The 15,431-nt window shown below is 52.4% G+C and carries 7 protein-coding genes; 4 read left to right on the top strand and 3 right to left on the bottom strand.

The features are described 5' to 3' along the window. Window positions 1-35: 35 nt before the first annotated feature. The 3 genes from ACH5Y9_RS12285 to gspE all read right to left on the bottom strand — a co-directional run bounded on the left by ACH5Y9_RS12285 (window position 36) and on the right by gspE (window position 9,153). Complete coding sequence (locus tag ACH5Y9_RS12285) at window positions 36-1,253, bottom strand: type II secretion system F family protein (RefSeq protein ID WP_445369826.1); 1,218 nt, start codon at window positions 1,251-1,253, stop codon at window positions 36-38. Between the two features lie 327 nt (window positions 1,254-1,580). Then, window positions 1,581-7,301 carry an autotransporter-associated beta strand repeat-containing protein gene (locus ACH5Y9_RS12280; RefSeq protein WP_445369825.1) on the bottom strand — a complete coding sequence of 1,907 codons (5,721 nt, stop codon included), beginning with the start codon at window positions 7,299-7,301 and terminating at the stop codon, window positions 1,581-1,583. 145 nt (window positions 7,302-7,446) lie between these two features. Further along, window positions 7,447-9,153, bottom strand: a complete 1,707-nt coding sequence (gspE, locus tag ACH5Y9_RS12275) for a type II secretion system ATPase GspE (RefSeq protein WP_445369889.1) — start codon at window positions 9,151-9,153, stop codon at window positions 7,447-7,449. Window positions 9,154-9,551: 398 nt separating this feature from the next. Here gspE and ACH5Y9_RS12270 point away from each other — a divergent pair, with 398 nt between their 5' ends. From ACH5Y9_RS12270 to ACH5Y9_RS12255, 4 genes are read left to right on the top strand one after another with little or no spacing between them, the layout of a single operon-like run. Next, window positions 9,552-10,433, top strand: a complete 882-nt coding sequence (locus ACH5Y9_RS12270; protein ID WP_225893071.1) for a response regulator — start codon at window positions 9,552-9,554, stop codon at window positions 10,431-10,433. 42 nt (window positions 10,434-10,475) lie between these two features. Continuing rightward, a complete protein-coding gene (locus ACH5Y9_RS12265; RefSeq protein WP_445369824.1) occupies window positions 10,476-11,288 on the top strand; it encodes an HDOD domain-containing protein in 813 nt (270 codons plus the stop codon). A 13-nt stretch (window positions 11,289-11,301) separates the two neighbouring features. Beyond that, on the top strand, window positions 11,302-13,155 hold the full coding sequence (locus ACH5Y9_RS12260; RefSeq protein WP_445369823.1) for an ATP-binding protein: 1,854 nt from the start codon (window positions 11,302-11,304) through the stop codon (window positions 13,153-13,155). A 17-nt stretch (window positions 13,156-13,172) separates the two neighbouring features. Further along, the gene (locus ACH5Y9_RS12255; RefSeq protein ID WP_445369822.1) at window positions 13,173-15,353 is read left to right on the top strand and encodes an EAL domain-containing response regulator; all 2,181 of its coding nucleotides are present in this window, start codon (window positions 13,173-13,175) and stop codon (window positions 15,351-15,353) included. Window positions 15,354-15,431: the final 78 nt, after the last annotated feature.

Below are 15,431 nucleotides of genomic sequence, written 5' to 3'. Positions count from 1 at the left end.
ATGGATGGTACCGGCGAATTCATTCGCCCATGCGCCTAAGCCGCCAGATCGTTTACGCTCAAAATAGCCAGTAAGATGGAAACGATGATGCCGCCTATCATCAAGCCCAGCGAAATGATCAAGGCCGGTTCCAACAGCGCCAGCATCCGCTGGATGGTGGTCTTTAGCTGCTTGTCGTAAATGGTGGCTACCCGCATCAGCATTTCCTCCAGCTTGCCGGTTTCCTCGCCCATTTTAATCATTTGCACCGCCAGTTTGGGAAACAGGTTTTGCTGGGCCAAGGCGTCCGACATGGTCCGGCCTTGCTTGAGCTGGGCTTCGGCATGCTCCAACAGATCGGCCAAGACTATATTGCCGACGGTTTCCCGGACGATGCCCAGCGATTTCAAAATCGACACGCCGTTGCCCAATAAAGTGCCGAAGGTACGGCTGAAATTGGCTATTTCCATGGTCAGGATGATGTCGCCGAACAACGGAAACTTCAGTAGTCGGCCGTCCCAGGCTTTCTTGCCGGCCGGATCGGCCAACTGCAATTTTATAGTTTGCACGCTGCCGACAATAACAATCAGCAGCACCCACCAATAACTTTGCAGAAACTCGGCCAGGCCAATCACTATCTGGGTTGGCACCGGCAAGGCTTGGCCGGCGCTATCGAACATTTCCTTAAACTGCGGGACTACGAAGGTCAGCATTACGAACAATGAGGCCAGCGACATCAGCAACAAAATGGCCGGGTAAATCAACGCGGTGCTGACCGTGTCTTTCAGTTCCTGCGAACGTTCCATGTATTCCGACAAGCGCAGCAACACGCCGCCCAGATTGCCGCCCATTTCCCCGGCGCGGATCATGTTCAGATAAAACTTGGAAAACACCCCGCTCTGGCTTTCCAACGCATCGGCTAGTGCCTTGCCGGCTTTGACCTTTTCCAGCACTTCGCCGACCAGTTTATTCAGTTTCGGATTTTCCTCGGTCAACTGCATCAGAATCGTTAACGACCGATCCAGCGGCAAACCCGATTCCAGCAAAGTCGCCAATTCGCCGGTCAGCATACCGATTTCTTTTTGCGACAGTTTGACGGTAGCCGACTTTAGTTTGAACCCCAGAAAGGTCTTATCTTTCGCCAACTCAATGCGGATGGGAATCAAGCCCTGGTTTTGCAATTCCAGCAGCAAGGCCTGCTCGTCTGCAGCATTACGCACACCTTCTTCGGCGACACCCTGACTGTTGACGGCTTTGTAGGAGAATAAAGGCATGTATTTGTTTAGTTTGCTTTTTAGCTGGGTTTGCGTTTTGGTACTCGGCAATGTTTTTGCAATGCCAAAACATGGATACTCGATAACCTTGGCGTAGCGTGTATATGTCTATCACATTTCATGTTACTAGCCCGGCCCTATTGATAACGGATATTCCGATCAAGTTGAGTTCATCTAAGCCCAGACGGATATGCGCTTCGATAGCCAACGGCATAAAGGTGACCGGCTATTTAAGGGCCGGGTTAATCATCACGCAGATTCGGTCTGGCGAGGCTTAATGCCGCCGGCAAAACATGCTCGCCACTATAAAGTAGTTGCGGGCGTATCTCAAAACTCCATGCGTATCCCGACATTAAAGGCGTGGCGGGAAACGTATTGCTGGCCGAAGGTGGTGTCGTATTGCACGAATGCCGAGCCGCCAAACGGCAGTTGGGCGGATAAACCGGCGCGCAAATTGATGTAATCCTTATCGACGCTAAAACTGTTGGTGGTAAAGGCATTGTTAGGCGAATCGACGAAGCGGGTGGTAATCAAGGAGTTTTTGTTGAACCACTGATGCTCCCACTCGACATTCACTTGCGAAACCAGCACGCCCACCGGCGTGCTCAGCGCATGCGAGACCATCGCGCCGATACTGCTGCTCAACGACTCGTTGTCCAGCTCGCCGACTATCATGTTCATGCCTAAACCGGCACCTTGTTCCTTGCGGCCGTTGACAAAGTTGTAACCGTATTCCGTGCGGCCTCTAAGGCCGAATGTCCATTCTTTTACCGCTATGTCGTAACCGCTACTGAGGCTGGTGCGATTTTGCCAGCCATCGGTTTGGCTGGATGCCGTTTCATTAATCGCTGTGCCGTTGGCGTCGTTATAAAGTGTGACACGTTTGGAATCGTATTGGTTATAAGTCAGGTTGTTGACCAGATCAACGTACCAGTTATCGGTCAGGTTTAACGAGCCGAAGGCTGATAAGGTGTACCCGTCTATGCTTTGGCTGCCGCCCTGTTGGGAAATCAGGGCCGTGCTGCTGCCGTAGCCGGCAGACAAACCCAAGAGTAGCCGTTTGCTCAAGCGATAGTCGGCACCGGCAGTGACAGCGGACATCGAGGACGCATAGCCGCGTTGAACGACCGTTGCGGTTCTATCAGCCCATTCGAATTGGCCGTTAATGAATAAGCCCAAATTGCTGAAGCCGGAGATAAGATCGGTGCCGTCGTTGTTGTTATCCGTGCTTAAGGAAATACTGACCGAGGAGGGGGCATTGGATGAGGGTTGACCGTCTTTTTCCGGCGTTGAAGCCTGAATGCTGATAGCGTTAGAACTGGGTGTGTTGGGTGAACTGGCTGAACTGACTGAACTGGTGGGCGCACTGGGTGCACTACTAGGCGTGTTTATGCTGCTTGACGCATTCGGTGAGCTGATACTGTTGGCTGAGCCGGGTGCGCTGAGAACGCCCGGAGCGCTGCCGATAGCCATTGAACTGCTTACCGGTGTGTTGAACGTGGGGGACGACTTGAAACTTGAAGCGGAACCGGCGCCGACGCTTGCGGACCTCAGGGTGATGAGTCGCTGAGTGATGTTGCCGGTCTGCAATTTGGCTATTTGGTTCGATACGGTTTGTTCCGCCGCGATTTGGCCAGGGCTGATTTGCCGCAACGCGCTGATGAATTGGTCTACTTTGCTGGCATCGGCGTTACCGTTTGCTAAAAACGGTTTCAAGCCGTTCAATAGATTCTGCAGATTAGTTGGGGTTGAGGCACTGCAGTCTATTTGCTGTAAGGCGTTGGCCAAGGATTGCACGTCGGCGGGAACCAGATTGGGCAGTCTGGGCACCATGGTCAGCAAAAACTGCTTTTCCTGCTTGGAAAATATAAACATATCGCTGGAGCCTTCCGGACAGGTAATGCTTTGGTTAAAATTTCCGGAGATGCTGCCGCTGGTGGTTTGCAACAGCACAGACTGCGAAAAAGCCTGTTGCGGCGAGAAGTTAGGTTGGCTGGCCAAGCGTTGTAAGTTAAGCTTTGCGCCTTGAATATCGATGCTGCGCGCAGTAATCGAATCGGTTACCAACTGTCCGTTTACCCCGCCCAATTCCAAATTCAAGCTGCTGGCTTGGCGGAAAATCAAATCAGCCGATGCGGCGTCAATGGCCGCTATCCCTTGCCCATTGGCACCAGGACCCGGCGAGAAACTGTTGTTTATGTCCACGATGCCGGCGTAAGAACCGTTGCCGGATACCGGCCCGTTCAAAGTCAGGTGCGAACCGGCGATGCCGACCGTGCCATTGTTGATGAGCGGACCGCTGATGTTGCCGTTGCCGCCGAAGCTGCCGGCTTGTATGTCGGTCAAAGCCTGGCTCCAAACCCCGTCTACCCGGGTAGTGCCCGCGGTCTGCCGGTAAGTGCCGTTGCCGATAAACGAGGCATTACTGGTCACGCGCACATTGCCGGAATTAATGACCGTCGATTGATTGTTGAGGATGAAATTGCCGTTCAGCAATAAGTCGCTGGCGGAGCCTCCCGAGCCGCTGATAATCAAGCTACCTGGGCCGCGCATCTCGCCCCCGGAAAGCACTGCGGATTGCACTCTTAATTCGCCTGGGCCCGATAATATGCCGCCAGTCTGCACGTAACGACTCACCTCGGTGCTGCTGTGCTGTAAATTGACGGTGCCGTTGTTTATGGTAAAAGTGCTACCCAGATTGAGCTGCTTGGTCGCCGCGGACGAAAAATTGACGGTGCCGCCCGATACCGTCGTGGAATTGCTTACTGAATAATCGCCGGCGATAGTGGTTGTTCCGCCGCTGAACACCGCATCGGTGGCCGTTAGGGCAACGCCGGCGTTGACTAGATTGGTCCCACCGCTAAAAGTGATATTGGCTGTGCCAAGGTTGGTGCCGGCATTGAATTGTTGCGTGCCTGCGCCGAATTGCAAGGTGCCGTTGCCGGTGAAATTGCCGGAGTGGGTATTGCTGCCGGTAAAATTCAATACGCCGGCATCTACCAGCGTGTTACCGGTGTAGCTGTTAGTGCCGCTCAAGGTCACCGTACCCGAAGTGGTTTTGTTCAAACCCGCGCCACCACCCAAATTGGCGCTGACTGTGCCGGATTGAAGATCAAAGGCACTGTTCGAGGTCAAGGTGCCGGCGCCGGTGATAGACCCCGACAGCAGTCGTACGCCTGCCACTGTGTCGTTATGGCTGCCCAGAGCAAAGGTGCCGCCGTTGACGACCAGACTGGACGTATTGGCAAGCACATCGCTGGCGCCCAAGGTCAACGCGCCGGCACTGACTTGGGTGTTGCCGGTATAAGTATTGCTGCCGCTTAGCGTCACGCTACCGGCGGTGGTTTTGCTCAAGCCCACGCTGCCGCCTAAATTGGCGCTGACCGTGCCTGATTGCACATCAAAGGCACTGTTCGAAGTCAAGGTGCCGGCGCCGGTGATAGACCCCGACAGCAGTCGTACGCCTGCCACTGTGTCGTTATGGCTGCCTAGAGCGAATGTGCCGCCGTTGACGATCAAGCTGGAGGTGTTGGCTAGCACGTCACTGGCACCCAAGGCCAACGTGCCGGCGCTGACTAGGGTGTTGCCGGTGTAGGTATTCGTCCCGCTCAGGGTCACGGTGCCGGCAGTAGTTTTGGTCAATCCGACGCTGCCGCCCAATACCGCGCTGACCGTGCCGGATTGCACATCAAACGTGCTGTTCGACGTCAGAGTGCCGGAGCCGGTAATCGAACCGGACAGTAATTGCACCCCAGCGACGGTGTCGCTGTTTGCGCCTAGATCAAAGGTGCCGCCGTTGACGACCAGACTGGACGTATTGGCAAGCACATCGCCGGCGCCCAAGGCCAACGTGCCGGCATTTACTTGGGTGTTGCCGGTGTAGGTATTCGTCCCGCTCAGTGTCACGCTGCCGGCAGTAGTTTTGGTCAATCCGACGCTGCCGCCTAGTGCGGCACTGACCGTGCCGGATTGCACATCAAACGTGCTGTTCGACGTCAGAGTGCCGGAGCCGGTAATCGAACCGGACGTTAATTGCACCCCATCTACTGTGTCGTTATGGTTGCCTAGAGCGAAAGTGCCGCCATTGACGACCAGACTCGAGGCATTTGCAAGCACATCGCTGGCGCCCAAGGCCAACGTGCCGGCGCTGACTTGGGTGTTGCCGGTGTAAGTATTGGTCCCGCTCAGCGTCACGGTTCCTGCGGTGATTTTACTCAAGCCCGCACTGCCGCCCAACGCCGCGCTGACCGTGCCGGCTTGCACATCAAACGTGCTGTTCGACGTCAGAGTGCCGGAGCCGGTAATCGAACCGGACAGTAATTGCACGCCGGCGACGGTGTCGTTGTTCGCGCCCAAATCGAAAGTGCCGCCGTTGACGATCAGACTCGAGGCATTGGCAAGCACATCGCCGGCGCCCAAGGCCAACGTGCCGGCGTTGACTTGGGTGTTGCCGGTGTAAGTATTGGTCCCGCTCAGGGTCACGGTGCCGGCAGTAGTTTTGGTCAATCCGACGCTGCCGCCTAGTGCGGCACTGACCGTACCGGCTTGCATATCAAAGTCACTGGTTGACGTTAACGTGCCGGTGCCTGTAATCGAGCCGGACGTTAATTGCACGCCGGCGACGGTGTCGTTGTTTGCGCCCAAATCGAAAGTGTCGCCGTTGACGACCAGACTGGACGTATTGGCAAGCACATCGCTGGCGCCCAAGGTCAACGTGCCGGCGCTGACTTGGGTGTTGCCGGTGTAGGTATTGGCGCCGCTCAGCGTCACGGTGCCGGCGGTGGTTTTGTTTAGACCGATATTGGTGCCACCTAGCTTGGCGCTGACCGTGCCGGATTGCACATCAAACGTGCTGTTCGACGTCAGAGTGCCGGAGCCGGTAATCGAACCGGACAGCAATTGCACGCCGGCGACGGTGTCGCTGTTTGCGCCCAGATCAAAGGTGCCGCCGTTGACGATCAGACTCGAGGCATTGGCAAGCACATCGCCGGCGCCCAAGGCCAACGTGCCGGCATTGACTTGGGTGTTGCCGGTGTAGGTATTCGTCCCGCTCAGGGTCACGGTGCCGGCGGTGGTTTTACTCAAGCCCACACTGCCGCCCAACGCCGCGCTGACCGTGCCGGCTTGCATATCAAAGTCGCTGGTTGATGTTAACGTGCCGGTGCCGGTAATCGAACCGGACAGTAATTGCACGCCGGCGACGGTGTCGTTGTTCGCACCCAAATCGAAAGTGCCGCCGTTGACGATCAAGCTGGAGGTGTTGGCAAGCGCGTCACTGGCACCCAAGGCCAACGTGCCGGCGCTGACTTGGGTGTTGCCGGTGTAGGTATTGGCGCCGCTCAGGGTCACGGTACCTGCGGTGGTTTTGTTCAAGCCCACGCTGCCGCCCAAATTGGCACTGACCGTGCCGGCTTGCACATCAAACGTGCTGGTAGACGTCAAAGTGCCGGTGCCGGTAATCGAACCGGACAGTAATTGCACGCCGGCGACGGTGTCGTTGTTCGCACCCAAATCAAAGGTGCCGCCGTTGACGACCAGACTCGAGGCATTGGCAAGCACATCGCCGGCGCCCAAGGCTAACGTGCCGGCATTTACTTGGGTGTTGCCGGTGTAGGTATTCGCCCCGCTGAGTGTCACGGTGCCGGCAGTAGTTTTGGTCAATCCGACGCTACCGCCCAATATCGCACTGACCGTGCCGGCTTGCATATCAAAGTCGTTGGTTGAGGATAATGTGCCGGCACCGCTCAAAGTCGCCCCGGCATGCGCCATACTGAAATTTGCCACAGTGGGCGAAATATCAAGAGCCACATTTTGGCCGACATTGATAGCCGCATCATCGGCCGCTCCGGGGCTTGCGGCACATGACCAGTTAGCGGGCGTAGACCAAATATCATCACCACCTTGCCAGGTACAAACGGCAGCTTCGGCAGTTGAAAAAAATCCGATCAGCAACGCCGAGAAAGCGAAAGAGGCATCGGCGCCGACGCTGCGCGAACGTCGTTTGGCTATCGTTGGATTATTTGCAGACTCGGCTGGCGATTGGCACATCTTGAATCCATGATGTTGATTAAAAAGTGGGTTTTAGTCATATTCCACTTGACGCTATTTGTTATGCGGTATGTTGGCTTTGTTATTCAAAGCCTTTCTAGGTTTAGATCAACGAAAGTTTGTTGTCGGGCGCCGATTAAACAGCTCAAGCTTCGGTCGTTACCCTTAATACCTCTTCTAAGGTGGTGATACCCTGCAAGGCTTTGCCGACGCCGTCTTCGTACATGGTTTGCATGCCTTCCTGGATCGCGGTTTGCTGGATCACGAAAGCTTCTTCGTGTTTCATGATTTGCTTGCGGATCGTGTCGGTCATCGTCAAAAATTCGATGATCGCCAGTCGGCCTTTATAGCCGATGCCGTTACAGGTGGGACAGCCGACCGGTTTGTGCAGCAGGATTTCGCCGGTAGGTTGCCACTGTCTAAGTTTCATTTCTTCGATCAGCGTGTCCGAGGCCGGGTGGGCTTGTTTGCAGTGCGGACAGAGGCGGCGCACCAAGCGCTGGGCCAGAATGCCGTTGATGGTAGAGCTGAGCAGGTATTCTTCCAGGCCCATGTCCTGCAAGCGGGTGACGCCGGCGGCGGCGTCGTTGGTGTGCAGGGTGGATAACACCAAGTGACCGGTCAGTGCCGATTGCACGGCAATTTTTGCGGTTTCCAGGTCGCGCATCTCGCCGATCATGATCACGTCCGGGTCTTGGCGGACGATGGAGCGCAAGGCCGATGCAAAAGTCAAACCAATTTGTGGTTTGGCCTGAATCTGGTTGATGCCTTCCAACTGATATTCCACCGGATCTTCGACGGTGATGATCTTGCGTTCCGAGGTATTCAGGGTTTTTAAAGCGGCATACAACGACGTGGATTTACCGCTACCGGTCGGGCCGGTGATCAACAAAATGCCGTGCGGTTGCGCCAGTACTTCAATAAAGCGCTCGGCCTGTTTGCCGACGAAGCCCAGGGTTTCGAAATCCAATACCGCGTTTTCCTTGTCCAGCAAGCGGATCACCACGCTTTCGCCGTGCAGGGTAGGGATGGTGGAAACCCGCAAATCCAGCTCCTTGCCTATCATTTGCAGTTTGATGCGGCCGTCTTGCGGCAGGCGACGCTCGGCGATATTGAGCTTGGCCATGATTTTGATCCGCGACAGCACGGCGGCGGTCGAGGCGACCGGCGGCGAGTCGATGTCTTGCAACACGCCGTCGATCCGTAGGCGCACTTTCAGGCTTTGCTCGAACGGTTCGATATGCACGTCCGAGGCGCGGCTTTCCACGGCTTTTTGCAGGATGAAGTTCACCATTTTGATGATGGGCGCTTCGCTGGCCAGGTCTTTTAGATGTTCAAGGTCTTCGCTGCCTTCTTCCTCGACATTGAGGTTGTCCATCAGCTTGTCCATTTGCGACTTGCCTTCGCCGTATTGCAATTCCAGCGCGGCGTCGATTTCCGAAAGTTGGCCGATTTGCAATTTAATGGGTTTGCCGATGGCAAGTTGCAAAGCTTGCGTCACATAGTCATCTTCCGGGTCCATCACCGCGACTTGGATCTGTTCGTCGTCCGCCGTCAGACCTACGGCATGGTATTGCTTTAAAAAACGCTGCGAAACACTATCCGGCAGCGGTGTTTGCGGCGGGTACTGTGCCGGACCTACGCGAGCAATCCCGCTGGCTTCGGCGAAGCTGCCGGCGATGTCGCTGTCCGAACACAAACCCAGTTTGATCAGCAGTTGCGGCACGGAGTCGTCCAATGCCGATTTTTGCATGCGGCGGACTTTACTCAAATCGCTGTCGGAGAGCTTACCTTTCCTTTTTAACAAGCTGAGAAAGGCGGCGTATTTTTCGGGGTTTTCCACGGTTTCCATGTTCACTGTATCAGCCTAAACTTGCAGAACTCGGGCGCATTGTAGCGATTTTCCACTCAGTCCGGCAGTAATTGTTTATGGGATGGTGACTCTTGCGCCGCGTTAGAGAGGGAATGAGGCGCTGCTCGAACAGTTTCTTGTTTTTGGGGTGGCGAGTGTTGGGGATTTTGACGCCCTTGGGTTCCCGCTTTTGTCAGATCGCACCATGGTGAGTTGACGGTTAAATACTGATCAATTGCTTGGTAGGTTGATCATGATGGCAAGCCCCAATGGCTTGGCATCGCCCCTATACCTGCCTGCACCTTTGTCAAAAGCAAATGTCTGTAGCCATCCGTATATAAATTCAGATGTCAGATCATTTGAAGCGTTTGACCAAACGGGTATTGCCGATACAATCCATGACAAGCTCAACAAAACGTAAATATACGGCTATGGCAGAAAGTACTCACCCCCCTAGAACGTTGCTATTGGTCGACGACGAACCGAACATTATTAATGCGCTGAAACGTACGTTGCGCAGAGATGGCTACAGCATACTCACTGCCAATGGTGCGGAAGAAGCGCTTGATTTACTTGTCGATCATAAAATAGCCCTGATCATATCCGATCAGCGTATGCCTAAGATGAGCGGTGTGGAATTTTTGCGCAAAGTTAAAGAGCTCTATCCAAAAACCGTACGGGTGGTGTTATCCGGCTTTACCGATCTTGAATCGGTGACTGGCGCCATCAATGAAGGGGCGATTTACCGATTTATGACTAAGCCGTGGGATGACGAGTTGCTGCGTAAGAACGTTCGCGAAGCGTTTGAATATCATGAAATGGAACAGGAAAATCAACGGCTGACTCGAGAGCTCCAACATTCAAACGATTTACTTGCCAGACTTAATCAAAGTTTGGAACAACAAGTGATGCAAAAAACCCGTGAAATCGTACATAACATCAAAATGCTGGAAATATCTCAGGAAATACTTGAACATTTGCCGTTGGCTATTCTTGGCCTTGATGAACGACACATGATCGCCTCTTCCAATCGACTTGCGGACTCGCTATTCCAGCGTTATCCCAACGAATGCTTGCTTGGCCTGCAAGCAGAGAGTGTTTTGCCCGCCCCCTTATTGCATGTATTACAGCAAACCAAGGATTCTGAAACGGCAGCAGAATTTAACGGCAGCTGCTTAGATTTAGGCAATAGTAAGACCCTTTACGTGTGGATAAGCCCAATGGGTGAACTTAGTCAATCAAAAGGCACTATAGTGGCGCTTTCGTCAGTCAAGACATAACCTTGACTGTCTCAGAAAAGTACAGAGGTGGAGTTTGCCGACATGAATACGAAATCCCAAGCGACCCTGCTGGCTGATTTGCCGTCCTTACCCACCGTAATCATGGATGCCTTGCAGTTCACGGCAGACAAGCAAAACTTGTCCAATCTCGCCAACAAAATTAGTCAAGACCCACACATGGCGGTACGCATTTTGCGCGTCGCCAATTCGCCTTTTTACGGTAGGTCTCGAGAAATTGGTTCTTTGCAGGAAGCGGTGGTGGTGTTGGGACTTAACCGGGTAAAAAACCTGTTGTTAGGCCTTGGTTTTATGAACCTGTTTCGGTTGGACCGCCAAGATTTCGACTACTCACAGTTTTGGTATCACAGCATGGCAGTCGCGGAGTGTGCTCGACAATTGGCGATTCATACCGGTATGGATCAGGATATTGCCTTTACGGCGGGATTGTTGCATGACATCGGGCTGCTGGCCATTGTTTTGTTATTTCCAGACGATTTTAGCCGTATTACTACGCGGCAACATCTCAATAGAATTGAAGCGGAACGGCACGTTTTGGGGTTTGATCATGCCGAGATCGGCTGCAATGTCGCAAAGCATTGGAATTTACCGATGGCGATTCAGCATGCTATCGAACAGCACGAAATCCCACGCGGGCAAGATGAAGGGAAATCGTTAGAATTGATGATCCATATGGCCAATTTTCTGGTACTTGCCAAACAACGCGACGACCAGGCTTTTGAGTATCCGGAGTCTATTGTGCAGATACTTGAGATGCTGAACATTCCTCTTGACCAAGCCATAGACTGGGCTAATTCTAGTCAACAATTCGCCAATCAGGTCGTCGCCAGTCTATAAATTCGGGAGCATTATGTTATTAACTGAATCGCAACAATGGGACTGGATTTATAACCTCTACCAATTAGGGCAATCCGATGCGTTTGAAGAGGATACAAACAAGATATTCGAAAAATTACTGCGTCATATTGTAGAGGGATTTAGAGCCGATACCGGCTCATTAGTCTTGTATGAAGGCGAAGACAGCAGCTGTTTAACCATAGTCGCTGCGCTCGGTTTGCCTGAGGAATGTGTCGGCAGCGCGATACCCAATGGCAACGGCGTGATAGCTTGGGTATTGGCCAACCAGCAGGCGCTATTGATCAAGGGCGATATCAATAAAGACTCGCGCTTTCTCCGCTACCCACCCAAAACCAAAACCCGCATACCGGTTGCCTCCATGTGCTGGCCATTGCAGATAGGCCAGCGCTTGATTGGCGCATTATCGGTCAACAGTTTTAACGATGAGTGTAGTTACACGGGAGCGGATTTAGACCACGGGCAAAAATTAGTTAATCCGATCACGCTCGTGATCGACAACATTAGGTTACATGGTGATCAACGCAAGCGCATCCAGCAGCTTGCCAACGCAAATCAACGCTATGCCAATGCCAACCAGCAATTAATAGAGGCTCACAAACGCTTGAATGAGTCGGAAAAACGCCTCAACGACATTTTAAATTCACTGGATAGCGTGGTCTGGTCGATGGAGCCGGTCACGATGAAATTGCTGTATCTCAACAAGGCCGCCACTGAGGTATCCGGTCGGCCGGTCGAGGATTTTTTAAATGATCCGCAGTTATGGCTGAATATTATTGACCCGATTGATAGAAAGCAGGTGGAAGCCAGTCTGGCCGATTTAAAGACTAACAGTATCCAGAAAGTCATCTATCGTATTCACCGCCCCGATGGCGGGCTTCGTTGGTTGTTTCATCGCATGTGCGCCGTTTGCGATGATGCCGGCTCACCGGTACGCATCGACGGCATCACTGTGGATATTACCCAGCATAAAAATGCCGAAGACTTGCTGAAACAGCGCAATCAGGAATTACAGACAGCCCTCGACACCATACAAGAAGTCCAGCAGCAATTGGTACAGTCCGAAAAAATGTCTTCCATCGGCCAATTGGCGGCGGGCGTCGCGCATGAAATCAACAATCCTATCGGCTATATCAACTCCAATCTCACTTCATTGAAAACCTACGTGGAAGATTTGCTGGCGTTGGTGGAAAAATATGAAAAAACTGAGGGGGAATGCGCCGACGGCGAACAACTTCGGCAAATTCAGGATTTCAAGCAGCAAATCGATCTGGTTTTTTTAAAAACCGATGTGCTCGATTTATTGGTTGAGTCTCACGAGGGGGCGTCGCGCGTCAAAAAAATCGTTCAGGATCTCAAGGATTTTTCGCATGCTGGCGGTGCAGACGAGTGGCAATGGACGAATTTGCACGACTGCTTGGATAGCACACTGAATATCGTCAATAACGAAATCAAATACAAAGCCCGTGTCGTCAAAGTATACGGGGACATTCCGCGTGCCTGGTGTTTGCCGCATCAGTTGAATCAAGTATTTATGAATTTGCTGGTCAACGCCGCCCACGCCATTGAAAAGGAAGGTACGATCACCATCCGTACCGGCAGCGAAAACGGCACCCTTTGGGTTGAGGTGAGCGATACGGGGCAAGGTATTTTGCCCGAGCACGCCAATAAAATTTTCGACCCTTTCTTTACCACCAAACCGGTGGGCAAAGGAACGGGATTAGGACTGTCCGTTTCCTACAGCATCGTTAAAAAGCACCAGGGCGAAATTAAGGTAGACAGCCGGATCGGCGAAGGCACCACCTTTCGCGTGGTATTGCCAAAAAAAGAACAGCCGGTCGACTTATGAATTTGCCGCCATCACCAATGACTAATGATCGGCGGGCGGCTTTACTGTTTGTCGATGATGACACCAATGTGCTCAAAGCCTTGCATCGACTGTTTCGGCATGAAAATTACACGCTTTATCTTGCGGAGGGCGGTGCGGAGGGCTTGACGGTTTTGCGCGAGCATACGGTTGACTTAATTGTTTGCGATATGCGGATGCCGACAATGAACGGCGCCGAATTTTTCGCTCAAGCATTTGAGCGATGGCCCGATACCGTGCGTATCTTGTTGACAGGCTATGCCGATTTAGAATCGACTATCCAAGCAGTCAACAAAGGCCGGATTTACAGTTATTGCACGAAACCCTGGAATGGCGAAGAATTAAAACTATTGATTCATAACGCACTGCAAGAAAAACGTTTGCGTGAAGAACAGGAACGCTTATCGGCTATCATCCGGCAACAGAACGATGCACTGAAAGCCATCAACGAACATCTGGAAGAAAAAGTCGAACAACGTACAGCAGAGCTGGCGCAAGCCAATAAAACCCTGTTGCTCCACAATCAAGCCATTGAAGCTGCACGCAATGGCATCACCATTACCGATGCCAGACAAGCCGGCAATCCCCTGGTTTATGCCAACCCGGCGTTTCAACGCATTACCGGTTACGACAAAGCGGAAGTACTTGGCCGAAACCTTTCGTTTCTGCTGGGCGAGGATCATGATCAGCCTGGCTTGGAGAGTCTCCGAATTGCAATTCGCCGGAAGACAACCGGCTATGCCGTTATCCGTAATTATCGCAAGGATGGCTCGTTGTTCTGGAATGAACTGGCTATCGCGCCAATCAAAAATGCCAATGATGAAGTGACGCACTTTGTCGCCATCGTCGACGATATTACCGAATTCAAATCCAACCAGGCACAGTTGGAATATCGAGCCAACTATGATGATCTAACCGGGCTGGTCAATCGTAATCTTCTTAATGATCGTCTAAATAACGCCATCAGTACCGCGCAACGCGAGCACAAAGTATTCTGCCTGTTTTTTATGGATCTCGATGACTTTAAAGTCATCAATGACACGATGGGACATTCGGTGGGGGATGAGTTCCTAAAAATCATTGCCGGGCGACTGCTGAATTGCGTCCGAGCTTGCGATAGCGTAGCGCGATATGGCGGCGATGAATTTGTCTGTGTATGTCCAAGCATCGCTAAAACCGATGATGCTGCTTTGATCGCGGCGCGAATCATTACCGAAATCTCGCAGCCTCTACAGCTGAATGGGCACACCCTGCATGGGGGGGTAAGTATCGGAATCAGTTTTTATCCTGCAGACGGGGCGGACAAAGAGACCCTGCTTCAGCATGCGGATACCGCCATGTATGACGCTAAGGATAAGGGTAGGAATAGCTTTAGTTTTTATACTCAAGCGTTTAACCAACGCCTTATGCAGCGTTTGATGCTGGAGGAAGACTTGCGCCAGGCTTTACGATTGGAGCAATTTGTCGTCTATTATCAACCCAAGTTCGATTTGCATAGTGAACAAATTAGCGGTATGGAGGCTTTGCTGCGCTGGAACCATCCGGAAAAGGGCTTGATTCCCCCCGATCACTTCATTCCATTGACGGAAGATACCGGCTTGATTCTGCCGATAGGCGAATGGGTGTTGCATACGGCCTGTTTGCAAGCTAAAGCTTGGCAGTTGGCGGGACTACCCGCCATGAATATGGCGATCAATGTTTCACCCAAGCAGTTGCATAGTCCCACGTTTGATCAAACTATTACCCGTGTTTTACGGCAAAGTGGATTGGACGCGAGTTTTCTGGATTTGGAGATAACCGAAGGCGCGGTGATGCAAGACCCGGATAATGTGGCCATTACTTTGACCCGGCTAAAGAATATCGGCATTCGCATTTCCATGGACGATTTTGGTACGGGTTATTCGAGTTTGAGCTACTTAAAACGATTTCCCTTCGATAATCTTAAAATAGACAAGGCATTTATCAACGATATTCCGCTGGGAGAGGGCGATGTTACATTAGTGTTGACCATTATTGCGATGGCGCACAACTTTAAACTTAAAGTGGTAGCCGAAGGGGTTGAAACACAGGCACAGATGGATTTTTTGGCGCGGAATGGCTGCGATGAAATTCAGGGTTATTTCTTTAGTCGACCGTTGCCGGCTTCGGAAGTGGAGCAACTGCTGAAAAAAACCAACTGACCGGGACAGCCAATTTCGCTTATTCGCGGATAACGGGATTTTTCATCTAATGATCATGAAATAAGCCGCGTAACTTTG

This window comes from Methylomonas sp. BW4-1 (genome assembly GCF_052474385.1).
This window is presented reverse-complemented; position numbering and strand designations above follow the sequence as displayed.

Bases quoted from the DNA above. Each gene is read 5' to 3' on its own strand.
- ACH5Y9_RS12285 (WP_445369826.1), bottom strand. From the start codon at position 1,253: ATGCCTTTATTCTCCTACAAAGCCGTCAACAGTCAGGGTGTCGCCGAA.
- ACH5Y9_RS12280 (WP_445369825.1), bottom strand. From the start codon at position 7,301: ATGTGCCAATCGCCAGCCGAGTCTGCAAATAATCCAACGATAGCCAAA.
- gspE (WP_445369889.1), bottom strand. From the start codon at position 9,153: ATGGAAACCGTGGAAAACCCCGAAAAATACGCCGCCTTTCTCAGCTTG.
- ACH5Y9_RS12270 (WP_225893071.1), top strand. From the start codon at position 9,552: ATGACAAGCTCAACAAAACGTAAATATACGGCTATGGCAGAAAGTACT.
- ACH5Y9_RS12265 (WP_445369824.1), top strand. From the start codon at position 10,476: ATGAATACGAAATCCCAAGCGACCCTGCTGGCTGATTTGCCGTCCTTA.
- ACH5Y9_RS12260 (WP_445369823.1), top strand. From the start codon at position 11,302: ATGTTATTAACTGAATCGCAACAATGGGACTGGATTTATAACCTCTAC.
- ACH5Y9_RS12255 (WP_445369822.1), top strand. From the start codon at position 13,173: ATGACTAATGATCGGCGGGCGGCTTTACTGTTTGTCGATGATGACACC.